Source organism: Alteribacter salitolerans, from assembly GCF_016901055.1.
In the GTDB taxonomy this organism is placed as follows: domain Bacteria; phylum Bacillota; class Bacilli; order Bacillales; family Salisediminibacteriaceae; genus Alteribacter; species Alteribacter keqinensis.
In genome coordinates, this window is sequence record NZ_JAFEUX010000001.1 from 314,666 (window position 1) to 338,583 (window position 23,918).

At 42.9% G+C, this 23,918-nt stretch carries 22 protein-coding genes and 1 pseudogene; 8 read left to right on the forward strand and 15 right to left on the reverse strand.

From position 1 onward, the window contains the following. Nucleotides 1-114 precede the first annotated feature (114 nt). From trhO to JSY36_RS01495, 3 genes are all read right to left on the reverse strand, one after another. Entirely contained in the window at nt 115-1,077 is a 963-nt protein-coding gene (gene trhO / locus JSY36_RS01485) for an oxygen-dependent tRNA uridine(34) hydroxylase TrhO (RefSeq protein ID WP_205164960.1), read from the reverse strand. 141 nt (nt 1,078-1,218) lie between these two features. Next, nucleotides 1,219-2,409, reverse strand: coding sequence for a cystathionine gamma-synthase family protein (locus JSY36_RS01490; RefSeq protein WP_122896881.1), 1,191 nt, complete (start codon nt 2,407-2,409; stop codon nt 1,219-1,221). A gap of 30 nt (nt 2,410-2,439) precedes the next feature. After that, nucleotides 2,440-3,645, reverse strand: coding sequence for a M24 family metallopeptidase (locus tag JSY36_RS01495; protein ID WP_122896880.1), 1,206 nt, complete (start codon nt 3,643-3,645; stop codon nt 2,440-2,442). Between the two features lie 262 nt (nt 3,646-3,907). Here JSY36_RS01495 and JSY36_RS01500 point away from each other — a divergent pair, with 262 nt between their 5' ends. Both JSY36_RS01500 and JSY36_RS01505 read left to right on the forward strand, forming a co-directional pair. Then, nucleotides 3,908-4,048, forward strand: a complete 141-nt coding sequence (locus JSY36_RS01500) for a DUF4023 family protein (RefSeq protein ID WP_205164961.1) — start codon at nt 3,908-3,910, stop codon at nt 4,046-4,048. A gap of 14 nt (nt 4,049-4,062) precedes the next feature. Further along, complete coding sequence (locus JSY36_RS01505; protein ID WP_122896878.1) at nt 4,063-4,164, forward strand: YfhD family protein; 102 nt, start codon at nt 4,063-4,065, stop codon at nt 4,162-4,164. A gap of 54 nt (nt 4,165-4,218) precedes the next feature. Here JSY36_RS01505 and rlmN read toward each other — a convergent pair whose 3' ends face one another. Next, a complete protein-coding gene (gene rlmN, locus JSY36_RS01510) occupies nt 4,219-5,295 on the reverse strand; it encodes a dual-specificity RNA methyltransferase RlmN (RefSeq protein ID WP_205164962.1) in 1,077 nt (358 codons plus the stop codon). A gap of 181 nt (nt 5,296-5,476) precedes the next feature. Here rlmN and JSY36_RS01515 point away from each other — a divergent pair, with 181 nt between their 5' ends. Further along, on the forward strand, nt 5,477-6,337 hold the full coding sequence (locus tag JSY36_RS01515) for a YihY/virulence factor BrkB family protein (RefSeq protein ID WP_205164963.1): 861 nt from the start codon (nt 5,477-5,479) through the stop codon (nt 6,335-6,337). A 163-nt stretch (nt 6,338-6,500) separates the two neighbouring features. On the opposite strand, the gene JSY36_RS20325 is transcribed toward JSY36_RS01515, so the two are convergent. After that, on the reverse strand, nt 6,501-7,325 hold the full coding sequence (locus JSY36_RS20325) for a trypsin-like peptidase domain-containing protein (protein ID WP_205164964.1): 825 nt from the start codon (nt 7,323-7,325) through the stop codon (nt 6,501-6,503). 150 nt (nt 7,326-7,475) lie between these two features. Here JSY36_RS20325 and rnz point away from each other — a divergent pair, with 150 nt between their 5' ends. From rnz to JSY36_RS20335, 4 genes and pseudogenes are all read left to right on the forward strand, one after another. Beyond that, nucleotides 7,476-8,387, forward strand: a complete 912-nt coding sequence (gene rnz, locus JSY36_RS01525) for a ribonuclease Z (RefSeq protein ID WP_122896874.1) — start codon at nt 7,476-7,478, stop codon at nt 8,385-8,387. Between the two features lie 75 nt (nt 8,388-8,462). Beyond that, a complete protein-coding gene (locus tag JSY36_RS01530; RefSeq protein ID WP_205165185.1) occupies nt 8,463-10,391 on the forward strand; it encodes an ATP-dependent DNA helicase in 1,929 nt (642 codons plus the stop codon). A 575-nt stretch (nt 10,392-10,966) separates the two neighbouring features. After that, nucleotides 10,967-11,364: pseudogene (locus tag JSY36_RS20330) on the forward strand (transposase); the annotation flags it as partial. After that, nucleotides 11,362-11,583, forward strand: a complete 222-nt coding sequence (locus JSY36_RS20335; protein WP_236784489.1) for a transposase — start codon at nt 11,362-11,364, stop codon at nt 11,581-11,583. The pseudogene JSY36_RS20330 and the gene JSY36_RS20335, both read left to right, overlap by 3 nt. Before the next feature lie 302 nt (nt 11,584-11,885). Here JSY36_RS20335 and JSY36_RS01540 read toward each other — a convergent pair whose 3' ends face one another. The 9 genes from JSY36_RS01540 to JSY36_RS01580 form a co-directional block, all read right to left on the reverse strand. Beyond that, a complete protein-coding gene (locus JSY36_RS01540; RefSeq protein WP_205164965.1) occupies nt 11,886-12,836 on the reverse strand; it encodes a ribose-phosphate diphosphokinase in 951 nt (316 codons plus the stop codon). An 835-nt stretch (nt 12,837-13,671) separates the two neighbouring features. Beyond that, nucleotides 13,672-14,157, reverse strand: coding sequence for a metallophosphoesterase family protein (locus JSY36_RS01545; RefSeq protein ID WP_205164966.1), 486 nt, complete (start codon nt 14,155-14,157; stop codon nt 13,672-13,674). Nucleotides 14,158-14,230: 73 nt separating this feature from the next. Beyond that, complete coding sequence (locus JSY36_RS01550) at nt 14,231-14,824, reverse strand: suppressor of fused domain protein (RefSeq protein WP_205164967.1); 594 nt, start codon at nt 14,822-14,824, stop codon at nt 14,231-14,233. Nucleotides 14,825-14,894: 70 nt separating this feature from the next. After that, entirely contained in the window at nt 14,895-15,830 is a 936-nt protein-coding gene (locus JSY36_RS01555) for a TRM11 family SAM-dependent methyltransferase (RefSeq protein ID WP_205164968.1), read from the reverse strand. A 212-nt stretch (nt 15,831-16,042) separates the two neighbouring features. After that, a complete protein-coding gene (locus JSY36_RS01560; RefSeq protein ID WP_122896867.1) occupies nt 16,043-17,404 on the reverse strand; it encodes a sodium-dependent transporter in 1,362 nt (453 codons plus the stop codon). A gap of 605 nt (nt 17,405-18,009) precedes the next feature. Beyond that, nucleotides 18,010-18,834, reverse strand: coding sequence for an adenosylmethionine decarboxylase (gene speD / locus JSY36_RS01565; RefSeq protein ID WP_205164969.1), 825 nt, complete (start codon nt 18,832-18,834; stop codon nt 18,010-18,012). Between the two features lie 140 nt (nt 18,835-18,974). Next, on the reverse strand, nt 18,975-20,198 hold the full coding sequence (locus JSY36_RS01570; protein ID WP_205164970.1) for a two-component system sensor histidine kinase NtrB: 1,224 nt from the start codon (nt 20,196-20,198) through the stop codon (nt 18,975-18,977). A gap of 180 nt (nt 20,199-20,378) precedes the next feature. Then, nucleotides 20,379-21,368: a hypothetical protein gene (locus JSY36_RS01575; RefSeq protein WP_205164971.1), complete on the reverse strand. Its 990-nt coding sequence runs from the start codon at nt 21,366-21,368 to the stop codon at nt 20,379-20,381. Nucleotides 21,369-21,497: 129 nt separating this feature from the next. Then, nucleotides 21,498-21,710 carry a hypothetical protein gene (locus JSY36_RS01580; protein WP_205164972.1) on the reverse strand — a complete coding sequence of 71 codons (213 nt, stop codon included), beginning with the start codon at nt 21,708-21,710 and terminating at the stop codon, nt 21,498-21,500. A gap of 231 nt (nt 21,711-21,941) precedes the next feature. Here JSY36_RS01580 and JSY36_RS01585 point away from each other — a divergent pair, with 231 nt between their 5' ends. Further along, nucleotides 21,942-22,229: a hypothetical protein gene (locus JSY36_RS01585; RefSeq protein WP_205164973.1), complete on the forward strand. Its 288-nt coding sequence runs from the start codon at nt 21,942-21,944 to the stop codon at nt 22,227-22,229. Between the two features lie 28 nt (nt 22,230-22,257). Here JSY36_RS01585 and JSY36_RS01590 read toward each other — a convergent pair whose 3' ends face one another. Beyond that, entirely contained in the window at nt 22,258-23,790 is a 1,533-nt protein-coding gene (locus JSY36_RS01590) for an esterase/lipase family protein (protein ID WP_205164974.1), read from the reverse strand. Nucleotides 23,791-23,918: the final 128 nt, after the last annotated feature.

The window sequence follows — 23,918 nt, forward strand, 5'->3', positions numbered from 1 at the left end:
CCCGCAGGAGTGTCGCGCATTCGCTCCAAAGAATACGTGATTTACGGAAGAGAAATGAAAAGCCACAATCCGGCTATGGATCGTGGCTTTTGTTCTTTTATAAGAAATCTGTTCTTATGCTTTGGCGGCACGGGAAGCTTCAATGCGTTCCTCACGGCGTGCTACTTCTTCTTCACTCAGGCCGTGCTCTTTAATATAACGATTACGCGGGTGTGTACGGCACTCATCACAGCAGCCGCGCATGTAAAAGTGCTCATTTTCTTCGGAGCAGAGAATTTGTTTGTTACATTCCGGGTTTGCACAATTAACATAACGCTCACAAGGTTCACCGTCAAAATGGTCGCGACCCACTACCACGTGTTCAACCTGGTTGATCGGAACACTGATTCTTTCGTCAAATACATAACACTGACCGTTCCATTTCTGTCCTTTAACCTTAGGGTCTTTTCCGTAAGTGATGATTCCTCCGTGGAGCTGGGATACATCCTCAAATCCTTCTTCTTTCAGCCAGCCGGAGAATTTCTCACAACGTACTCCACCTGTACAATAGGTGAGAATTTTTTTATCTTCCATGATCTCACGGTTCTGTTTAATCCAGTCGGGAAGTTCCTTGAAGGAGCGTATATCAGGCTTGATGGCTCCTTCGAAATGTCCCAAGTCATATTCATAATCATTTCTGGCATCGATAATGAGTGTATCCTCTGACTGCATCTTCTCGTAGAACTCTTCCGGGCTGAGGTAATTACCGGTCTGCTCACGGGGATCAATGTCGTCTTCCAGTCTGAGAGTTACAAGCTCCGGTCTGTAGCGCACGTGCATTTTCTTAAATGCATGTCCGTCAGCCTCATCTATTTTATACACCATATCTGAAAAACGAGGATCCGCCTTCATCATTTCCATATACTTATCCGTTTGCTCAACAGTGCCGGAACACGTTCCGTTAATTCCTTCAGCAGCAATAAGGATGCGCCCTTTAAGTCCCAGACCCTTACAAAATGCCAGATGTTCCTGAGCAAACTCTTCAGCATTATTAATATCAACATATTTATAATAAAGTAATACTCTGTAGTTGTTCATGTTCAATCCCGCCTTTTTCTGTAAAACTCAGCTATTTAAATGATTGATTTGTTTTTAACCTTGAACATTATACCAAAAAAGGCTCCATGAAGCAAAAAGAAGCTGCTCCACTAAGTTTGCAGTGTGGAGCAGCTTCTTCATCTACCTTATATATTTCGGGAGTGACTGAAACGCACATTTCAGATCATCGATCAGGTCGTCAATATCTTCTATACCGGCTGAATACCTTACAAGCCCTTCAGGTATACCCATTGCTGCCCGTTCTTCAGGCGTGCATTCCACATGACTTGTTGTACGTGTCGGACCAACAACCGTTTCAACAGAGCCCAGATTCGCTGCCCGGTTTGCATAAGCCAGCTTAGGCAGAAGGTGCCGGACAGTGTCTATCCCGCCTTTTACAGAAAAACTCAGCATACCTCCAAAGCCGCTCATCTGGTTCCTGGCGATTTCATGCCCTTTCTGGGAAGAGAGTCCCGGATAGAATACATCTTCAACCATATCCTCTGTTATTAAATATTTTGCAACAGCCATGGCATTTTCGTTCTGTCTGTCGATTCTGAGCTTTAACGTTTTCATTCCCCTTAAAAGCAGGTAGGCTGCCATCGGATCGAGTGTTGCACCATTTATTTCACGGTAGTGATAGATGTCATCCACCAAATGTTTCACACCGCAGACAGCACCTCCCAGCGCATCTGCGTGTCCCCCGAGAAATTTCGTAGCGCTGTGGATGACGAGGTCAGCCCCCAGGCTTAAAGGCTGTTGATTTACCGGGGTTGCAAACGTATTGTCTACAACAGTTACAGCTCCAGCCCGTTTGGCGGCTCTTGCCATTCTTTTTATATCTGTAATTTTGACAGTAGGATTTGTTGGTGTTTCAAGATAAACGACACTGCACCCTTTTTCAATTTCTTTCTCCATTTCTTCATGGTTGCCTGTGTCACACAATGTGACATCAATATGCTGTTTCGGTAAAAATTCCGTGAATATTTTATTTGTCCCCCCGTACGTGTCCTTAATGGAAACGACACGCTCTCCTGGCTGCAAAAGGGTTCCGAGAGTGTTGCTGATGGCAGCCATGCCTGTTGAAAAGCTCGTGGAAGCTTCTGCATTTTCAAGAATCCTGATCTTCTCCTCAAAGGCGCGGACAGTAGGATTTGTGTTTCTTCCGTAAATATGACCCTCTTTTTTTCCGACAGCCACCTGATACCAGTCATCCATATCATCATATCCAAAAGAAACACTGTGGACGACCGGCACCTGGGTTGCACCAAATGCCAGATATTCACGCTCCCCTGCCCAAAGTGCCCGTGTGCTCATTCCAGTATCCTTCATACTCAACGCCCCCTGGTGAAAGAATTATCTTTAACTGATTTCTCCATGCTCTTCTATCACATACGGAGAATTAATGATCAATTCCCTTGAGTAGTTTGCAAGCGTTTCACACCCTGTTTCCGTTACACGGATTGTTTCACTGATTTCAACACCGGACCGCTCAAACCATAATCCCGGGATAATATGAAAAGTCATGTTCGGCTGAAGTACCGTCTGATCCCCTTTTCTGATACTTGCTGTATGCTCTCCCCAGTCGGGAGGGTAATTTAAGCCTACGGAATAACCGAGCCTGGATTCTTTTGCAATGCCATGTTTCTGAAGGCTCATCCGCCATACAGCCTCGACATCACCGCATGTCATTCCTGGTTTGATTTCATCAAGTACACGGTTAATCCCTTCTGTCGCAATGGATGAAATCCTCAGGAGATCCTGAGAAGGAGGTCCGATGGCAATGGTTCTTGCCAATGGTACGTGATACCGCTTGCAGCAGCCTGCGAGTTCCACAATAACAGCTTCTCCTTCCTGAAACTTCCGGTCTGTCCAGGTAAGGTGGGGAATGGATGTGTTTTCTCCTGTAGGAAGAAGTGGGACGATGGCAGGGTAGTCACCGCCCCATTCTTTCGTTCCTGCGATCATATGATAATAAATCATCGCAGCCGCATCACATTCGCGGTTTCCTGTACGTATGGTCTGAACACCGTTAAACATCGCAAGTTCAGCGAGTTTCCCCGCCTTTTTCATGTATTCAAGTTCCTGATCTGACTTTACCATCCGCACACGGTTTACTAAGAGATCGGCACTTTGAAAGCGGGCATCCGGAAGTGCTTTTTTCAGTTCTTCGAATGCTTTGGCCGAAAAATAATAATGATCCATTTCAACGCCGATCCGGCTTGCCTGATTTCCTCTTTTCCGAAGGACTTCTGCTATAAATGCCATTGGGTGCAGTAAATCTGAGTGGACATAAATATCGGGGTAACCGATTATATTCGCTTCATGCATCCACGTGGTTACTTTGGCAGCAGGTGCATCCATAAACCGTCCTACCCATACAGGCTGAGAATCATGGATATCGATAATGAGCATCTGATGAACATAGAATGACCACGCATCATATCCGCTAAGATAGTTCATGTTGGCCGGATCCGTAATGAGCAGTAAATCAATTCCCTCTTTTTCCATTAAAGTTCTCGTCTGTTTAATCCGGCCCTGGTACTCGCTTACATCAAAAGGAAGCATAAACCTCCCCCTTCCCACCTGCAAAAATTCGTTTTCTAATTATATTTGGCTGGTCATATCCCGAGAACGTCGAATATTGAAAACAAAACACTCCGATTTGAGACTATTGAAAAATGAAATGATTTACAGTGATTTTCTCACGTGGACAAGCGCGCATCAATGACTAGTTTTGCCGAATAATAACGATCTGGCACTAACTACCTGTATTACACATTGAGAGGGTGGAATCTTAAGACTGTATCACATTGGAGGAGGAGTAACGATGACTGACACGCACGAATTTGTAGAGGAATTCAACCAGCGCAAGGAAAAAACGGAGCGAAATAATAAACGGCAGGGAAAAAGGGATCACAGTCACAGCCTGCCAAGCAAAAAAAATACAACAATTAAAAACACAGATTAACGGAGGTAATGTACATGGGAAGAGCCAGAAAACAAAAAGCAAGGGACAAAAACAAACAGACACTTCCACAGACACCTAAAAAAGACATTAAACAGCCCGAGAGCGATCAGCAGTAAACAGTAAGAGGTTGACCCCGAATACCTTTTGGGTCAACCTCTATCAATATCGAATTATGCTTTTGATTTCTCTTTATCCTTTTTAATCTGCTTACTTCTCAGCTGACCGCAGGCAGCATCGATATCGGATCCTTGTTCATGACGGATACCGCACTGAATACCGTTCTTTTTCAGCGTGTCATAAAAACGCAGTATAGCTTCTTTTTCACTTTGTTCATATTGAATATGCTCATCAACCGGATTGTATGGAATCAGGTTTACATACGACAGCCTCTTCTTATCCTTTATAAGATCTGCAAGCTGCTGGGCAACCTCTGGAGTATCATTTACCCCTTTTAAAAGAATATACTCGAACGTAATCCGCCGGTTGGTTGTCTCAAGGTAATAATCAACAGCTTCCATTAACGGCTTGATCGGCTGTCCTTTATTGATTTTCATAATCCTTGTTCTAAGCTCATCATTTGGTGCATGAAGAGAAAGGGCAAGATTGACCTGGAGCTTCTGATCGGCAAATTCATAAATCTTTTGAATAATTCCGCTCGTAGAAACAGTGATATGACGGGCACCAATTGCAAGTCCTTTATCATCGTTAACAACGTGAAGGAAGTCCATTAGGTTATCAAAGTTATCAAATGGCTCTCCGATTCCCATTACAACGATATGACTTACCCGCTCTTCATTTTCACGAGCATCCAGTGCGTGCTGAACATTCATGATCTGTTCAACGATTTCCCCACTCGTGAGGTCTCTGCTTTTTGAAAGCAGGCCGCTGGCACAGAAACTGCACCCGATGTTACAGCCAACCTGAGTGGTTACACATACAGACAGTCCATAACTGAACTTCATAAGAACCGTTTCAATCAGGTTCCCATCCTGAAGCTTAAACAGAAACTTCATTGTTCCGTCACGGGATTCCTGCTTTGAATGAACCTCGAGTGTCTGAATCGCAAAGTGTTCCTCTAAAAGAGCACGGCACTCTTTATTTACATTTTTCATTTCAGAAAAATCTTTCACGCGTTTTTTATAAAGCCAGTCCCAAACCTGCTGTGCACGAAACTTTTTGTGCCCCTTATCTACAAGCCAGTCTGTCAGCTGCTCAAATGTTAATCCATAAATGGATGGTTTTGTCATAGGAAACCCTCATTTCAAACAAAATATATCTATATTTATCCATTATCACTACATACGCCTACAAATATTCAATTATAAGTATCAGAGTCCGAGTTGTCAATATCAGCAGGCTCGATGATTAACGTCTTCCGGCAAAGGGGATATAATCAGGGAACATACAAATTTCTGAGTGGAGGCCCCTATGAAACAGACAATTTCCTTTTTTAAAGAACTTATTAACGAATTTCAAAAAGACGATGTCCCTCTGCTCGCTGCAGCACAAGCCTATTATTACCTATTATCTGCTGTTCCCCTGATGGTGTTACTATTATCGATCATTCCCTATTTAAATATCCAGCCGGAAACAGCAATCAGTGTTTTACAGAGTGTAATGCCGGACGAAACAGCAACGGTTTTTGAGGAGACGGTCATAGACGTGGTCTCAACGGAAAGGGGCGGCTTACTGACTATCGGAATTATCGGAACTATTTGGACGGCATCTCTGGCTGTCAATGCGTTTATCCAAGCCCAGAACAACGCCTATAATGTTAAAGAAACAAGATCATTCTTAAAGGCGCGTTTCCTTTCAATTGTTCTTACAATCTGTATTGTTTTCGCACTCGTTCTTGCTCTGGCTCTTCCCATATTCGGGGACGTCATTATCACATTTGTGAGCTCCTACATTACCCTTCCCCCTGAAACGGAACAATTAATCCGAATACTAAGGTGGGTAGTGAGTATTATCGTGATAGCGGTGATTCTCACAGCACTATATCACTACGCTCCAAACAAATATAAGCCCTTCAGGCACGCAATACCGGGGGCTGTATTTGCCACAATCAGCTGGCAGCTTGTTTCTTTTGGATTTTCTTTTTATGTAAGTAATTTTGGCAACTATACTGCCACCTACGGAAGTCTTGGCGGTGTAGTCATCCTGATGCTCTGGTTTTTCATTACCGGTATTATCCTTGTAGTTGGCGGAGAAATTAACGCCATCCTTCACAGAAGAAAAGCGGCAGGTCATTCTCTGCAGGAAGAAAAGAAAATGAACCTATTCAGATAAACGAAGAGGTTGACCCAAAAGGTCGTTTTTTACCTTTTGGGTCAACCTCGAAGCAATGAGCGGAACCGCTGCCCTCTTTTGAAAGCCCTTCTCGTGTTGGACGAGCAGCGGTGCCGTGCCATTGCCAATCTACTTTTGGACATTTAAGAGCCTCTTCATTCTTTTAATCAATTTCATCAAGAAAAAGTTCTGAAGGTACGATTAACCCAACTCTCCTGGTTTCTCCATCATGTTCAGTCCTGGTGGTGGCATAAACAACCCCGGTGACATCCCCATCTTGATTAATGACCGGACTGCCGCTGTTACCACGGTAAACCGGCGCATCGAGCATGAGGATACCGTCACTTCTCGCACCAATCAGCTGTCCTTCGTTGGCTATAAAGTTAAAGAACAACGGGTTTCCAATCACGTATACGTCTTCCCCTTCTACCCAGCTGTCTGAAAACGTAAAATAAGAACGGTCAGACACTTCAAGGTCAATATTCAGTACGGCTATATCCAGCTCTTCGTTGCGGTGGATAACTTCCGCCTGATACCTGCTGCCATCTTCAAAAGAGACAGACACCACACGTTGATTGGCCACCACATGGTCATTGGTCATGATATAACCATCTTCAGAGAATAAAAAGCCAGTGCCTTTACTGTCTCCCCCTCTCACAACGACAACAGATTCTTTGTAAAGCTGAACCTGATCGTTTTGAGACAATTCCCTTGAAGTCTGTAAAAATTCCATTGCCGGAATATTAATTAATCTTGGAAGGAATGCAAAAACATTGCCTATGAGCACCATGACAAGGAGGACTGCGATTAAAGTCCTGAATCCTTTTCCCCTCCCCCTCCTATCTTCCGGCTCCTCATCCTCGTCTTCAGGGTTAAAAAATTCCTCTTTGGTATAGTACCGTTCGCCATCAAAAAACGGTCGCTCTTCTTCTTCATGATGATTAGTATCTTTGTCTTCACGATATGTAATAGGAAATCCCCCTCCCACTCTGTTTTTTTATCATAGCATTCAAATTGAGGAGTTAAAAGCTTGCTGGTCCTTCCATACAAAGTTGAATGAGCAGGCATTTTCGGCCATAATCATCACAGGAATATCACCCTTTTATATGAAAAGTACGTTGAAAGAGAGGTACCTGACGTGAAACTGACATTTTTAGGTACAGGGGCGGGCGTCCCGTCAAAAGAACGAAATGTGACTTCAATTGTTCTGCATCTAATGAATAAAGAAAACAACATGTGGCTTTTTGACTGCGGGGAAGCAACCCAGCATCAGATCCTTCACTCGTCAGTTAAAATTACGAAGATAAATAAAATCTTCATTACTCATACCCATGGGGATCATCTATACGGCCTGCCTGGTCTTTTATCAAGCAGGTCATTCCAGGGTGCAACGACACCTTTAACCATATATGCCCCAAAAGGGGTGAGTGCTTTTATCGAATCTGCTTTATCAGTCAGCCAAACTTTTCTTACCTACTCTTTGGAAGTTCTAGAGGTTAATGAAACAGGAGTCCTGTTTAATGGGGAAGATGCAAAGGTAACAGTCGGTACCCTCGACCATGGTGTTTTGTCTTTAGGCTTTCGTGTGGAACAACGGGACACGCCCGGTTCTTTATTGATGGATAAAGTAACAAAAGCTGGAATACCTTCCGGCCCCCATTTAAAAGAACTGAAGAGCGCCCGGGAAGTTACACTGCCTGATGGACGTACGGTAAATGGCAAGGAGTTTATCGGTCCTCCCCAAAAAGGGAAATCTGTTACGATTTTAGGAGACACCCGGCATACAAAAAATCTATTTCCTCTTGCAAGCGACGTGGATACACTCGTTCATGAATCAACTTTTGCAAAAAGTGAGGAAGCCTTGGCCCAAGCCTACTTCCACAGTACAGCTTCTCAGGCAGCAGCCTTAGCAAAAGAAGCTGGTGTGAGACAATTGATTCTCACCCATATCAGCCCGCGTTATCAGGACTCTCATATCCTGGCTGAGGAAGCCCGTGCTTTATTTCCTAACACCTATGTAGCAAGTGACTTCTCCACTTTCTTGATATAACAATATCCAAAAGTCCTTCTTTCTGCTATCATTTAAAGTTGGCATAACTTTGTATATAAGGACTGAAAATAAATGATGAAAAAAACAGCAGCACTTCCGTTTCCCCAATCAAAAAACGGTCACTTTTTCGATGAACTCGGTGACTTTATCGGTGATGTGTTCTACGAAATCCTGCCCGACCTTGGGTTTGAACTTCGTGATGAACAAATCTTTATGGCCTTTCAGCTGGAACAGGCATTTAAAAATAAAAGTGTGATTTTCGCTGAAGCGGGAGTCGGCACAGGCAAAACCCTCGTGTACCTTGTTTACGCCATCTGCTATGCAAGATACATGAGAAAACCCGCCATCATTTCCTGTGCAGATGAGACATTAATCGAACAGCTGGTGAAACCGGGCGGGGATATTGAAAAACTATCAAACGCTCTCAACATGGAAATTGACGTGCGACTCGCAAAAGCCCGGGAACAGTATGTATGTGTGAAAAAACTGAACAATATCATAGACCAGACGGACAGTGAAGAAATTGAGAAGGTTTATGATGACATCCCTTCTTTTGTAAATCAGCAAGGTGCTTCTATGACTTCCTTTAAGCCCTATGGGGACAGGAAAGAGTACCCGTGGATTTCTGATCGTGAGTGGAAAAAAATAGCATGGGACCCCCTCCAGCAGTGTTCTACATGTGAGTATTTTCACCGCTGTGGTCAGACACTTAACCGTAATCACTACCGTAGTGCAGGTGACCTGGTTATCTGCTCCCACGATTTTTATATGGAACACGTCTGGACGAAAGAATCGAGAACCCGGGAAGGACAGCTTCCTCTACTCCCGGAAGCAAGCTGTGTTGTATTTGATGAAGGACATTTACTGGAGTTTGCAGCGCAAAAAGGGCTCACCTACCGCTTTAACGCTGAAACACTGACCACAGTGCTTACCGGTTATTTGAATCAGGATGTAAGAGAAGAATCCCTGGTCCTGATTGAAGATATATTAGCCGGACACGATGAATGGTTCGACATCCTGAAAGAATCAGCAAAAATGCAGGAAGAATCCAATCGAAAAGAAGTTCCCCGGACACCTGAAATGCTTGCGGTTGCTGAAAAGCTGAAGAAAAATGCAGCCAGTCTCCTGGACCAGCTTGTCTTTGATTCAGAGTTGTATGTTCTCGAAGAATATCACCTTAAGATGATTGAAGAGTACCTGGAGTTTTATGCCTACGGCCTCGATATTCTCCTAAAAGATAATGAAGGAATCTACTGGGTTGAAGAATCAAAAGACACGTTCTCCCTTGTTATCATGCCTAGACTAGTGGAAGAGGTTTTGAAAAAAGAAGTATTCTCTCAAAAAATCCCTTATGTATTTTCTTCCGCTACGCTTTCCAGAGAAGGCGACTTCACATTCTTTTCACAAAGCCTGGGAATTGATAAGAGCATTGGCTTTACAGTAGACTCTCCTTTTGATTACAACGAGAAAATGGCGGCTTATGCTTTTGTCACAGATGAAGAAGAACAAAAGTGGCAGCATATTGCAGATAAATCGTTTAAAAACGAAGGTGGATCCCTTGTTTTATTTTCCTCTCCCGATGAAATGAACCGGTTTCGTGACTGGCTTTTTGTGAAAAAACCAGAAGTTTCCTGCCTTTTTGAAGGAGATCAGGAGATCAGTGAACTGGTGAAAAAGTTTCAAAACAACGAAAACCAATTGCTCTGCGCCTATCATCTTTGGGAGGGGCTTGACATCCCAGGACCGGCTCTTAATCAGGTAATCATCGCTTCTCTTCCATTCCCGCCCGTGGACCCTGTATTTAAAGCTAAGAGGCAGGAAAGTAATCATCCGCTTGAGGAAGTGGATATCCCTTACATGCTTCTAAGGCTTCGTCAGGGAGTCGGAAGGTTAATACGGACGGCCACCGATGAGGGTGTTATTCATCTGATTGTTTCATCAAAAGAAAATGAAGCTTACTGTGAAAACATTTCATCCGCATTACCAGTGAAAATAAACTATTAACAAGAAAGGCGGCTCAAAAAAGGTATTTATATACCTTTTGAGTCGCCTTTTCAACGTTCTTTACGCAAAGATTTTTGCTCATACAATAATAAGTTCCGCTACAGTAAAGTGCTTATCACGGGCACAACATCAGCCTCCTCGAAAAAAACACTTCTGCTTCTTTCTCTGCGAGTGATCTTCTGAATCCTTGTGCGTCGAAGTAACATGCTGCTTATTCATGAAGTCAATGTTCACAGCTGATGCACTTCCAGCAGAGATTCACCACTCCATTTTTGATAAAGTCTTATTAAACAGGCTGTTGAGAAAGTCTTTTCTCAACTGCCTGTTCTTTTTGTGTTAAATAAACCAACTATTCAGATATTTATATTAAACTAGAACTAACGATTATACGGTGAAAGTCCACATAAAAGCAGAGATCTTGCATTCGCTCCGGACGGACGCTTTCCGCGGGCAACGCTTCAGCCTCCTCACTCCGTTGCGGGGTCTTCAGCTGTTGCTTTTCCCGCTGGAGTCGCCGTCTTACGCTTCTGCTTATTTTTATAAATTAAGTTGAAATTCTACATTAGGAGAATAACATGTTACGTCCTATTCGAGAAAAACAAGTTGAATTAGAGATGGTTTCCATTGATCAGCTAGTCCCTGATGATCACTTACTCCGTAAAATTGATGCCACGATAGTCTTTTCCTTTATTTATGACAGAGTGAAGCCCTATTATAGCGAAGATAACGGTCGTCCTCCCATTGATCCCATCATGCTTTTTAAGATGATGTTTGTTGGATACCTTTTCGGTATTCGTTCTGAAAGACAGCTCGTAAAAGAGATACAAACAAACATTGCTATCGTTGGTTCTTAGGGTTGGGCTTAACTGATGCCGTCCCTCATCACTCTACCATTAGCTTTAATCGCCATAAACGATTTAGGGATACTAATATCTTTCAAGATATCTTCGATGAAATTGTTTTTTTGGCCATGGCAAGGAAAAAGTCAGAGAAAACAGGCTTTCCAAAAGAAGGAAAGCTGATCTACAAAAAAAGAAAAGAAACCATTGAGCGAAGCTTGGCGGAGGCAAAACAGCTCCACGGGCTTCGCTATTGCCGGTTGCGCAGCTTGAAAGGCGCATCGGAACAAGCGATAATGACGGCCACATCACAGAACATAAAGAATATAGCAAACCACCTCACAGCCAGCTGAGAGGTGGTTTGCCCTAATTTTAAAGATATTTGTATCACTTAATTTCCTTTTCTCCACATAAAGAAACCCACGCTTCAAAAAAACGTGGGTTTCTCGACAGCTTGATTAAAGGTCATTTTTAACTTAGTAAAAGTGTTGATTGGAGCGAATACGCGACACTCCTGCGGGAAAAGCGAGTTCCGGGGAGCCCCCGGAAGCGCAAAGCGCTGAGGATCGAGCCGCCCGCGGAAAGTGCAATGAGCGGAAATCAACACATTAGTCTAACAGTGCCATTTTTAAAAAAATTCAATCCGAAAACAACTTTATTCAAAGAGCGTACTTACCGATTCATTGTTCTGTACTTTAAGTATCGCCTCTGCCAGCATCGGTGCAAGAGAGAGAACCTTAATCCGGTAAGACCTTCTCTCTTCAGGCAGATAAATAGAGTCGGTTGTCACCACTTCAACAATGTCTGACTCCAGAATTCTGTCTACTGCCGGTTCAGATAAAACAGGGTGCGTACAGCAGGCATAAACTTCTTTGGCACCGCGATCCAGCAACTCCCTTGAAGCTGCGGTCACCGTTCTGGCGGTATCAATCATGTCATCGATAATGATTGCTGTTTTTCCTGCAACCTCCCCCATAATATCCATTTTTCCGCCTCCTGACAGGCTTCGGTTCCGGTCAATTAAGGCAATAGGAGAATCAAGTGCATCACCAAGCTGACGGGCCCGTATAACGCCTCCGTTCTCAGGTGCGACAACAACAGTGTTTGTAAGGTTCTTTTCCAAAAAATATTTAGAGAGAATAGGAAAAGCAAGAAGCTGATCCACAGGAATGTTAAAGAACCCCTGTACTTGCGGTGCATGTAAATCTACTGTGATAACACGGTCTGCACCTGCTTTTTCAAGAAGGTTTGCAATTAATTTTGCCGTAATTGGTTCCCTCGATCTCGCTTTACGATCCTGCCTGGAATATCCAAAGTAAGGAATAACACAATTAATTGTTTGTGCCGAAGCACGTTTCATGGCATCGATCATGATAAGTAGTTCCATCAGATACTCATTGCCCGGTTGTGCTGTTGATTGAACAAGGTAAACGTCACAACCTCTGATGCTTTCTTCAATATTGACCTGAATTTCCCCATCACTAAATCGGGTAATTGTACTCCGTCCTTTTTCAATTCCCAATTCCTTAACAATCTCATTAACAATTGACGAATTCGAATTTAAACTGAATACACGCATGTTTGCTTCATTTTGATAAATTGGCATTTCAGCACCTCTTCATATTTTTTCTGGATATTTGCGGTATACCTAGTGGAAAACAGAACCATTTTCATGTAAATTCAAGAACGTAGGTTCCCCTCTTGTCACTCTTCTCCCCTTTATCCTAAACCCCGAAAGTGAGGAATGACCATGTTCATACAAATGCCCCCTGGAACGGAAGTAAATTACTCGATCAAGACGAACAGGAAGAATTGTTTTATGTAATGAATTTGTTTCATGAATACGCTCTGACTAATTACGAGCCATTTATCCTGAGATATTGGGATCGGTTAAAAGGTAAGATTCCAATCTTTTCTGAGATGCAGGATGAAAACTTTCCACAATTGGCTAAATGGATGATTTTCTGTGTATCTGCTGCAAGAAAAAGAAAAACGATCTACCAAACCTTCCTCGATCAGAGCATACCCCGGCTGCAACATCATCCCACTCCTAATACCCTTTTCATCCTAAATGAATGGCAGTATACCTTCCCCGGTTTTTTTCATCCGGAGAGCAACACTCCAAGACAAAACATATTTATGATGTTGATGATATTTTTGAAATGGATACATAACCAGTTTTAGTCTATCATGATGCATTTACACCACCTGAAAAGAACGCGATCCTGACAGGGATGATTCTCCCGTTTGGTGATGGTGTATATACCACAACTACCGACTTCCTTCATAGTCCCCCTATAGCAAGTAAGCCAACCGCTATTGACATCAAAAAATTTTCACAACAGTATATCTCTTCAGGGTACGATCAGTTGTTTATTGAAAAATACCCGGAACTCCTTACACTCTTCCTTAACACCTGAAAAATGGCCGGTGAAGATGAACTAGGTAAAAAACACATGTGAAACAGAGATATCCTTATCGATTGTCATAATTCCAAATGAATAGAATGGAAGCTTTCGCTTGTCTGTCACAGAACCCGGGTTAAAAAGAAGCGTTTTATTATGATATCTCAGATAAGGAATATGCGAGTGGTCGAAAAGGACACAGTCAAGGTTTTCATCAAAGGCTTCCATGGCTCTTCTCTCCGTTGTTTTCTTTTCTCCATGACCATGAACCAGACCGATTTTCAAGTTATTAAAGATAAGGATTTCCTTGTCTCGAAAACGCTCTCGAACGGATTCGTCATCTGCATTTCCGTAAACCCCGTCAACAGGAGCAAAACATTTTAATTTATCGTAAACCTCCATTGTAATCCAATCGCCGGTGTGAATAATGTGATCAGCACCTGACAATTCTTTGATCAGTCTCTCCGGGAGCTCTTTCCCCCTTTTTGGTATATGAGTATCTCCCAAAATAACGATTCTCATTTGGCTGACCCCTTTTACTTTTTAAGGAAATACATTTAAGATGCCTAAGATAAATGAACTTCAAATGCCGGTATTACGAATGCTCAGATTCAAAGTATAGTTCAATCAGACAAGGCCTGCCTGCATCGATCAAATCAGGCTCATGTTCTTCCAAAAGATCTTCAAACTTTCCCCACCCGGATTGTTGAATGAAATCCGCTTCCTTCGCTGTAATTGGAATAAGCCATTTTAACTCGATAATCACTTCTTCATTGATCTCATAGGCTCGAAACTGAGAAGGAAAATAGACAGGAGTGGTAACGTAGAAAGCCTCCATGAGTGAGTCTCCAAACATCGGCCCATATGGTCCGATAACGTCCCCTCTTCTAAAAGGGGTATTACTTCTGATCGCCATCTGCACGACATTTTGAAGGATAAAAGGAATTGCTTCTTCTTCAAACTGATTATACGATGCAAAAACGAGCTCCTGACGAACGTGCTCGCCTTCCAAGGCCTCTCCAAGGAGCTCGTTGCTCAGGCCAAGTGAACAATAGGCGTTGGTTTCTTCCAACGGTCCTTCGCTGAACTTGACTATCTGAAAAGGAAGCTGTTTACCGGAAGGATCTTTTATCCAGCCACGTTCAATTTCACCGATCTGTTCCTCCAGGAAGTCAATGAATTTACTCATTACACTCTCCCCCCTTTCAAATCTTTGATAACTATATATTCGCTTTATCCCATTCGCTTTGTGACTCCCCTTACTTACATACGAGTACTTCTCGTTTAAATCTGCCATTCTTTTTGAACACACACCGGTCAGCAATCTCAAATCCTGCTTGAATGACCGCCTCATCAATGGGCTCGATTGTCACTACAACGACTTTTGATGCAAAATTACGGGCACTTACAAGCATTTCAAATTGATCCTCAGGTTCAAGAACGGAACAAAGGTTATAAGGCATATCAATAATCGCTACATCATAATGTTTACTTATTTCTCTGATATCTTTTAACTCAACATTACTCTCATACCCGAAATGGGCGAGGTTTTTTCGAGATCCGTACATCACTTTCGGGTTAATATCACTTCCACCGATCGTGATGCCCATCGATTTCGCTTCAAGTAAAACGGTTCCAATTCCACAACATGGATCGATAACAGTGACGTTTTCAATTTGAGGCACCGCGATATTTACGATACTTCTGGCTATCCTTGTACTCAAAGCTGTAGAATATTGGTGGGGCTTGTCCTGGTGACGGGTCCAGACTGATTCACCTTTTACCATAGGTCCGAAACACCACTCCCCGTCTGAAAAGATAATCCCATAGTTACGATCCGGATTAACGAGATCGGCATTGTCACCAATCTCCATGCCAACAATACGCTCAATGTTTTTTGCTTGTTTAAATGGCACTTTTTTTTCATCTGAGTTTTGAACAAAGGTAAGTTTAAATGTTTCATCACTGCGTGGGATTGAAGTGACACTGTTAATCATATCGTCTACAGTCCCTTCCTGAAACATTACCTCAATCCGTTCATTCATAAACGGGCTTCGGCTGGGGTCGACCTCTTTGTTACTTTTTAAACTATGTAAAGAAGTATCGCAACCAAAAAACGCCCGCATTTCAAGCTGGCATAATGGATGTTCTTCTGCTGTAAAGCTAAATGTATAAATATATTCCGGCTGGCTCATGTCTGGTCATCCTTTTCAAACTATTCCTGTTAACTTTACATGGAATAAACCATATAAGCAATTGGTTTTGTTAAACTTGGATGTTCCTTGCCGATCATTGAGTTCCAGCCAAGACTTCTTCAACAATAACACTTAGTACAGCTTAACAATAAATAAAGCTTGCCGGGACAATATTGTCCCGGCAAGCTTTTGAAGTGCAATTGAAGTGCAATTTACAGAATACCAATTGATGCAAGGAATACGAGTAGAATCGCGACTGGTGCCACATATCGCAGAAGGAACAGCCAGGCAGCTCCTAATGTTGAGGTACCAAAATCGGAAGCTTCGAGAGATTCTGCTTTCTTCCATCCCCATCCTGCAAAAAGGGCAATGATAAGACCGCCCAGTGGAAGGAAGATGTTAGATGCCAGGAAGTCCAGGCTGTCAAGAATATCGCGTCCTCCGATAACCGAAACGTCTGACAAAAGCCCCTGCCCTAATGAAGAAGGAACTCCCAACAGGAAGATTAACCCCCCGATGATCAGAGCTGTCTTTTTACGTGTCCATCCAAATTTACGGATAAAATAGGCAACTGCTACTTCCAACAGCGAGATCGCGGATGATAATGCTGCCGCCGCTAACAGGAAGAAGAAGGCTAAACCAACAATTACACCACCAGGCATACTTTCAAAAATGTTTGGAAGTGTAAAGAATACAAGACCGACGCCGTCGCTGGGCTCTCCCCCAAAGGCAAACACAGCCGGGAAGATCATAATACCTGCAATTACGGCAAATAGCGTATCCATTGTTGCAATTCCGGCAGTCGCACCCGGAAGCTGTTCTTTTTTCGAAAGATAACTTCCGTACGTAATTAAAGCACCCATCCCCAAGCTAAGGGAGAAAAACGCCTGACCAAGAGCTGCAAGGTAAATACCAGGTTCAGAGAGTACACTCCAATCAGGAGAGAAGAGGAATGCAAGACCTTCGCTTGCTCCCCCAAGTGTCAAACTGTACCCTGCAAGGATAATCAGTAAGATCGCAAGTGTCGGCATTAGAATGACATTCGCTTTTTCGATCCCTTTCTTAACTCCCACAAACACGATTCCTACTGTAAGTGCCATAAAGATAAATTGCCAGATTAACGGCTGAAGCGGGCTGGTAATAAAGTTAACGAAGTAGTCAACATACCCTTCCCCAGGTTCAGACCATAACCCGCCTGTGAGATATCCTGTAAAGTACTTCATTGTCCAACCTGCAATTACACCATAGAAAGACAGGATAATAAAAGCGGATGCTACCCCGAGAAAACCTGCAACCACCCATGGTTTTTTTGGTGCCAGTGTTTCAAAAGACCCTACAGCATCACTCTGTGCACGCCGGCCGATCGAGAACTCGGCGAGCATGATTGGAATCCCGATTAAAAGGATCATGGCTACATAGATTAAGAGAAACGCAGCACCTCCATTTTCTCCTGCAACATAGGAGAAACGCCAGATGTTCCCCAGACCTACTGCCGATCCCATTGCCGCAAGCATGAACCCTATTTTTGTAGCCCATTGCTCACGACCGTTTTGCCCCAAATCTCTTTGACTCATGTGATTCTTCCTCCCCCTAAAAAAAGTAATATAAGTCTGTACTCTAATAATATACGACACTATGCTATTAAATTCATCTTTTATTTTGAAAATTATCAACTTTTCGAATACTTAATACACAAAGGTCCTGGGTACTATTACCCATATATTAGAATTGTAAATAAACCATTTTAAATGAAGGAGTTTTGATATTCATTCATCACTCGCCATTTCGGGGGGGGATGAGCGCGCCTTCTCCCCACCTTTTTAAAGCTCTGGAACACCTTTTTCCCACTGCTTCTCATCGAACCAAAAGGCTCTGTTAAAATTCAGGTGTTGATTTACTCTCAGTGTACTCCCCTTCCACGGGGGCAACGGGTTTTAGTCTCCTTGCTATGAAGTACCTCTGCTTCTTCCTCTGCCAGTTATGCTTCGCAACTTTTCAGCTGAGTTGTGATGTAAACGCTCATTTCTCGACTAGGAGTGCCGCGCATTCACAGCAATCAATGTTTTTAATAAATTCACAATGATCTTTAACACAGCTGATAAAAAAAGAAGATGCCTAAATGGTGGTTTCACCATTAGAGCATCTTCTTTGGCAATCATAATATGGGCTGGTGGCAAAACTATCCGTCAATCGTTCCACGTTTGATGTTACGGCCGTAATAAATTTCATCCATTTCGTGCTGCAGCTTTTCGGTCATTTCCTTTTGCTCGTCATCCGTAAGTTTATCTTTTCTGTATCCAAAAAGGTAATTGTTCAAGTCAAATTTCTTTAACTTACATTTCGTGTGGAAGATATTTTCCTGATAGATATTCACATCTATCATATCATAGGACTTTTTCACTTCATCAGGGATGTAATTTTGAATAGAGCTGATATCGTGATCAATAAAAAGCTTGTGTCCGGTAATATCCCTGGTGAAACCACGAACCCGGTAATCCATGGTCATAATATCAGTGTCAAAGGAGTGAATCATATAGTTCAAAGCTTTTAAAGGTGAAATCTCACCACAGGTAGATACGTCAATATCCGCACGGAACGTACTGATTCCTTCGTCAGGATGATATTCCGGATAGGTATGGACCGTTATGTGGCTTTTATCCAGATGGAAAACCGCAGATTCCGGCAATGGACCCGGTGACTCCTGGAATGCTACTTTAGGGGCTTGTTCAACCGGACCTTCTGCCACAAGAATAGTCACACTGGCGCCCTGTGGTTCGTAGTCCTGTTTTGCGATATTCAGAACGTGTGCGCCAATAATGTCAGAAACATCGGTAAGGATTTTAGTCAGCCGGTCAGCATTGTACTGCTCATCGATATATTTTATATAAGCCTGTCGCTCTTCTTTTGTTTTTGTGTAACAGATATCATACATATTAAAGCTCATGGACTTTGTGAGATTATTAAAGTCATGCAGCTGAATACGTTGTTCAGGTGTAAGTTTCAAAATACTTTTCCCCTTTACTTCACTAATTTGTGTTCTGTGTAAAGATACATGAAAAAAACCATTCGTTTCCTATAATATCAGGAATCCTGATAAAACAAAACCAGTCCTTCAACACAGGCATTAATATGGAAAAACCTCCATCAGCATGATGGAGGTTTTGCGATTGCTTCAAATGAAATTTTACAGCATGTTCCTGGCGATTTTGATTCGAGTTCAATCTGACCGCTGTTCCGTTCCGCAATACTGTAACAGATAGACATTCCAAGACCCGTATTGTCATCTTTTGTTGTGAAGAAAGGTGTACCGATCTTTTCTTTAATATCGTCACTAATACCCTTTCCTTCATCCTCAATCTTAACCATAACACGTTCTGAATCTGCATCCGTTTCTATAAGAATGGTTTGGTCAGTATCCATGGCTTCAATACCATTACTGAAAATGTGTTTGATCAATTGTTTGATTTCTTTCTCATCTGCACAGATATCCGGCAGACCGCTTTTAAGTTTTAAAACAACCTGATGGTGTTTTTCCTGCGCTGTCATGCGCAAAGAAGGAAGCAGCTCTTCAATAATCTCATTCAAGTTAACAGGCTGAAGATCCACTTTTTTATCTTTTGCCAAGTCCAGGAAGGTTGTAATAATGGAGTCTGCCCGGTTAATTTCCTCAAGCATGAGAGAAAACATCTCATCGTATTGGGCCAACGTTTCCTTCTTCCCCAGCAATTGGATAAACCCTTTAACGGTAGTCAGTGGATTGCGGATTTCATGGGCAAATCCGCTTGCCATTTCTCCAACCAGGTGAAGCTGGTCAAGCTGACGCAGTTGCTTTTGCATTTGTTCCTTTTCTGCCATTTCTACCTGTAACTGTTCGTTTTTATGAATAAGCTCTGTAGTTTTCTCTTCCACAAGCTGGGCCAGGTAATCCTTATGAAGGTTCAGTTCAATTTCCAGGTTTCGCATTTTAGTAATATCAGAGATCGTAACGACAGCGCCAATAATATCATGATGGCCGTTGTAAATGGGAACTGCGGAGTTTAAAATTGCCCCTTTTGTACCATCGAAGCGCTGAATGTCAATGACTTCCCCGTAAGACGACTCTCCCTTTTGCAGAGCTCGTACAACTGCCCAGTCTTCACTGCCGACTCTTTCTCCCGTCTCTCTCCACCATCCGATGTACTCTTGATGCACAGAGTGTTTTTTTTGTTCAACAGGGTTTGCGCCCCACGCTTTATAAACCAGGTCGTTTATATATACAAATTCACCTTCCGGATCCACCACAAGCACACCAATAGGAAGAGCATTAAGCAGTGTCCCGATATCAAGATGCTGATGAATAACTTCTGCTCCTGTCTGTTTATTAACCATGACTGCTTCCCTCCTGGAAACCGCTGTTTTTCTACCTGTATCAACATCTACTTATATAATACTAAATTTTTTTATAAAAACGAATACTTTTTTGCTTTCGTGCATTAATGCTGTAAATGGATATATTTTATACATCAAAACAGGGCACTCAAAGTGTATAAACTTTTGAGTGCCCTGTTTTTACATAAAATCGATATTAAGGAGGTTTTTAACATTTTCAATATGGTTTAAAATGGTCACTTGCGGGCTTCCAGCAAATAATAATCCAACTGCCCTGTTTTCACTGTCTGTAACGAGGGAACCACTGTCTCCCCCTTCGGATATATTTGAAGTGAGGATCTGATCGTGGAAACGTGCGACCTGGTTGTTTCCAAAGTTGATGTCGAGTGTCGCATCTACTGCAAGAATTTCACCTGTTGTATAACCCGTTGTCCGGCCTGTTTTCTTAATTCTTGTTCCAACTTCAACGCTCTCTTTAGGGATCCACCCTTTCACATATCCACTCCAGTAGACTTCCCGGTCAAGCTCTTGAATCGATCCTTCAGCAATGGCGGCGTCAACTACGTTGTCATGATCCTCAAGACGGACATCCGGAGTAAGGTCTATGGGAATGAAGCGGCTCAGAGTGGCAACCTGGTCTTCAGGTCCTTTCCCTCCATCTACCGACCCTGGTTGAATAATCGGATCACCAATACTAGCTCTATTGCTGTTAGCCAGCACATGATTATTTGATAAAATATAATACTTCACCTGTGAAGACTCGTCCCTGTTAAAAACAATAGCGCCTGCAGTGCCTGCTGTAATATCAGGGTGACCGACACTCCATCCGCCTTTAACAGGGCGGACTCTGGATGAAAGCTCATTTGAAGGCAGTGTTCTCATTGTATCTGCCTTACCGCCATTCTCGATGGTCGGTATGCCGATTTCGATCACGTCAGTATCTACACCTTCAATAACCTCCGGGACCACATCTTCGTCCTTAAGGTTTTTCAGTGGTTCCTTTTTTGTTACATAGGTGATAAGTGCCGGTATATCAGTTGGCTTTCCATTTTTCATTTTTATTCCGATACCAAGCCCTACAACATTTTCCTTACGGAGAATCGTATCTTCATTTTGTTTACTTTTAACTTTCCGGACTCTGTCAACTTCCTGTTTGGATAAATGCGGCATTGCTGATCCCCTCTTTCAATGTATTAAAGCGGGTAAATGGACGATGCTGTCTTTTATCTGCATTCTATAAAGCAAGCCTGAAATCCTGTTTCCAAGGTAAATTTGGCCAATTAGTCCGTCTGTCCTTCTTTACCGGAGAAAATAATAGTAAACGACTGTCCATATGAGTGCCGGAACAAAAGCAATGATATACAGCACTGATAATAATACAAGACGTTTTTTCATAGATTTTTTGTTTGTATAGTTCCTGTCCGCAGGATTAATGCCGATAATAATCGTGCTGATCAAGGCAACGACACAAATAAGCGCTGCGAATAAGATAATTGGTAAATAACTGCCCATCTTCATCCCTCTTCCTCTTAATATATGTGACCCACCAAACAGTTTACTAGAGGATAGGAGGATAAACCAGTCGAATTACCTGTTTCTTTACAGGCAGGAATTAAAAAGAGTTATTACCGGACCAGCAGGTGATTTGTGATAAAATAATGGCAGAAGCTGAAAAAAAGATAACAGTTTTATAGCTATGGATTATGGAGAAACGATCTCTCTTTAAGGTGTTGAATGTGAACAATGGAAGCAGCTGTTGGCATTTTCGTACTGATAACCATCCTGATCATTACACTTACTTATTTTTTATCTAAATGGAGTAACCGGAAAATGGTAATTTACTCCCCATGTACAATCTGCTTTATCTTTTTTGCTGTTTTTACCACTCTCTCCATTCCCCCATCCACTGGGGGAATGGAGAGTATCGGCTATTCTGTGTTTGCTTTAATCCTATTATACAGCGGGCTTACAGGGCTTGTTACAGCCTTTATTTTTAACAGGACATGCAAACGAAAAGAAACCGGCTCCTAAGGTTGTACCTTATGAGCCGGCATCTGCTTTAATCATGGACAATTCCCAGGTCATCTACAAACACGGAGCGTATAACTGTCCTTTCAAAAGAGTGACCTGACGGAGTCGTACCTTTAATATCCAAGGTAGTATTATAGGAGCCTTCGCCCTTGAAAGGCAGGTTTATTACTCCCTTTTGCCCCCGCTGCTTTATCGTTTTAGAGCGAGGAACCGATTGAGGGGACTGTCCCCGCAGCCCGGGCATAAATTCTGTAGAGGCGTGAACTGACACTGCCTGTCCTGCTTGTGGCGAAATACCAGTAGAAGCAGGTGCTACTTTCCATCCCTTTTTTCCAGCAGGCATAGTGACCTCTACCTTACTGTTTAGAGGGGAATCAAATGCTGCCACAAGCAGATAAGCACTGTTTCCGCCTGCTGTCTTGACGGTCCACTCTCCAGGCTCAGGCTTATTGATCTCCAAAGTATGGTGCCAGGCACCATCAAAATACACTTCTCCTTCTTTCGCTGTAACTTGAATTTTATCAGTGTTTCCGTCTGGGTCTGTCACTTCAATTTCCGTTAATTCTTCAGAACTTATCCAATCTGCAGTAATTTTATTTACCCCTTCTTCAACCGGGAACGTTTCCTCCATTTCACCATGCTTTTCACCACCCCGTACAAGGATATCAAAGTCACTTTCTACTGTTTTTTCTTCATATCCGTTTTGCTGAACAGGTTGCGGAGCAGTCAGGACCGGACTGAAAACGGGAAACGCATATTGCCCCAGGTGGACCTCACCGTGATTCCAGTTACCGATAGCCAGCATGTTGCCATATGGCAGGTGGGCACTTTCGACAGATACAACACCGTCACTTGGACCGGGGATAAACAATCCCCCTGTAAAGTATGAACTGAATAACGGTCCTGCTCTGTCCCCGGCAATCGTAAAGTACGTATTTTCAAGTGCCTCCCACCTGTTATCTGTGATGGATCTGAAATAACTCATATTTCCTGTCTGTAAGCTTTCCGTCCCTTCACTTCTTGCACCGATTAGAGCTGCCAGCCAGCCTGCCCATGTACTATGGGCAAGGTCTGCGAGTTCACTGCCGTAATGGGGAGAACCAATCGTGATGACATCACGGACAAGGTGATGTTTTCCGTAATGAATCAAAGCAGCCTGGGCATCCACTCCACCTTTACTGTATCCCAAGACAACAATATCTTTTCCATTAAAATAATGAGAAATCTGTTCGATCTGATTGGCAAGCATGGCTCCGTTATTCCAGTAACTTCTCGGCTCACCTCCAGAGTCATAAAGCTCCACAAAGGCTGTTTCATATCCCGCATCCCTTGCTGTACTGTACATGGCATTTCCCTCATACCATGCCCCTGAATTATTTGTCAGCCCCTGAACGAATAACAAGACGGGCTTATCAGGATCCGGGTTATCCGGCATTTCCCCAATCATAACCGTTCCGGGCTCCCCCGGTGTCCCGATGGTTTCATGAAAACCTGATGCCCCTGCAACGTGAGTGGACATAAGAAGCGTCACCACCAATATCAAAAGTATTTTCTTTTTCATTCCATTTCCTCCCCCTTAGTATCACAGAGTGAACTCTGCTATGTATATACTTTTTGCCGGGAGAACGCGTATCCTCTTTATTTTCCATAAACAGGTACATGTTCCTTTTGGAGAGTTTAAAACCTGGG

Bases quoted from the DNA above. Each gene is read 5' to 3' on its own strand.
- trhO (WP_205164960.1), bottom strand. From the start codon at position 1,077: ATGAACAACTACAGAGTATTACTTTATTATAAATATGTTGATATTAAT.
- JSY36_RS01490 (WP_122896881.1), bottom strand. From the start codon at position 2,409: ATGAAGGATACTGGAATGAGCACACGGGCACTTTGGGCAGGGGAGCGT.
- JSY36_RS01495 (WP_122896880.1), bottom strand. From the start codon at position 3,645: ATGCTTCCTTTTGATGTAAGCGAGTACCAGGGCCGGATTAAACAGACG.
- JSY36_RS01500 (WP_205164961.1), top strand. From the start codon at position 3,908: ATGACTGACACGCACGAATTTGTAGAGGAATTCAACCAGCGCAAGGAA.
- JSY36_RS01505 (WP_122896878.1), top strand. From the start codon at position 4,063: ATGGGAAGAGCCAGAAAACAAAAAGCAAGGGACAAAAACAAACAGACA.
- rlmN (WP_205164962.1), bottom strand. From the start codon at position 5,295: ATGACAAAACCATCCATTTATGGATTAACATTTGAGCAGCTGACAGAC.
- JSY36_RS01515 (WP_205164963.1), top strand. From the start codon at position 5,477: ATGAAACAGACAATTTCCTTTTTTAAAGAACTTATTAACGAATTTCAA.
- JSY36_RS01530 (WP_205165185.1), top strand. From the start codon at position 8,463: ATGAAAAAAACAGCAGCACTTCCGTTTCCCCAATCAAAAAACGGTCAC.
- JSY36_RS20335 (WP_236784489.1), top strand. From the start codon at position 11,362: ATGGCAAGGAAAAAGTCAGAGAAAACAGGCTTTCCAAAAGAAGGAAAG.
- JSY36_RS01540 (WP_205164965.1), bottom strand. From the start codon at position 12,836: ATGCCAATTTATCAAAATGAAGCAAACATGCGTGTATTCAGTTTAAAT.
- JSY36_RS01545 (WP_205164966.1), bottom strand. From the start codon at position 14,157: ATGAGAATCGTTATTTTGGGAGATACTCATATACCAAAAAGGGGGAAA.
- JSY36_RS01550 (WP_205164967.1), bottom strand. From the start codon at position 14,824: ATGAGTAAATTCATTGACTTCCTGGAGGAACAGATCGGTGAAATTGAA.
- JSY36_RS01555 (WP_205164968.1), bottom strand. From the start codon at position 15,830: ATGAGCCAGCCGGAATATATTTATACATTTAGCTTTACAGCAGAAGAA.
- JSY36_RS01560 (WP_122896867.1), bottom strand. From the start codon at position 17,404: ATGAGTCAAAGAGATTTGGGGCAAAACGGTCGTGAGCAATGGGCTACA.
- JSY36_RS01570 (WP_205164970.1), bottom strand. From the start codon at position 20,198: ATGGTTAATAAACAGACAGGAGCAGAAGTTATTCATCAGCATCTTGAT.
- JSY36_RS01575 (WP_205164971.1), bottom strand. From the start codon at position 21,368: ATGCCGCATTTATCCAAACAGGAAGTTGACAGAGTCCGGAAAGTTAAA.
- JSY36_RS01580 (WP_205164972.1), bottom strand. From the start codon at position 21,710: ATGGGCAGTTATTTACCAATTATCTTATTCGCAGCGCTTATTTGTGTC.
- JSY36_RS01585 (WP_205164973.1), top strand. From the start codon at position 21,942: ATGGAAGCAGCTGTTGGCATTTTCGTACTGATAACCATCCTGATCATT.
- JSY36_RS01590 (WP_205164974.1), bottom strand. From the start codon at position 23,790: ATGAAAAAGAAAATACTTTTGATATTGGTGGTGACGCTTCTTATGTCC.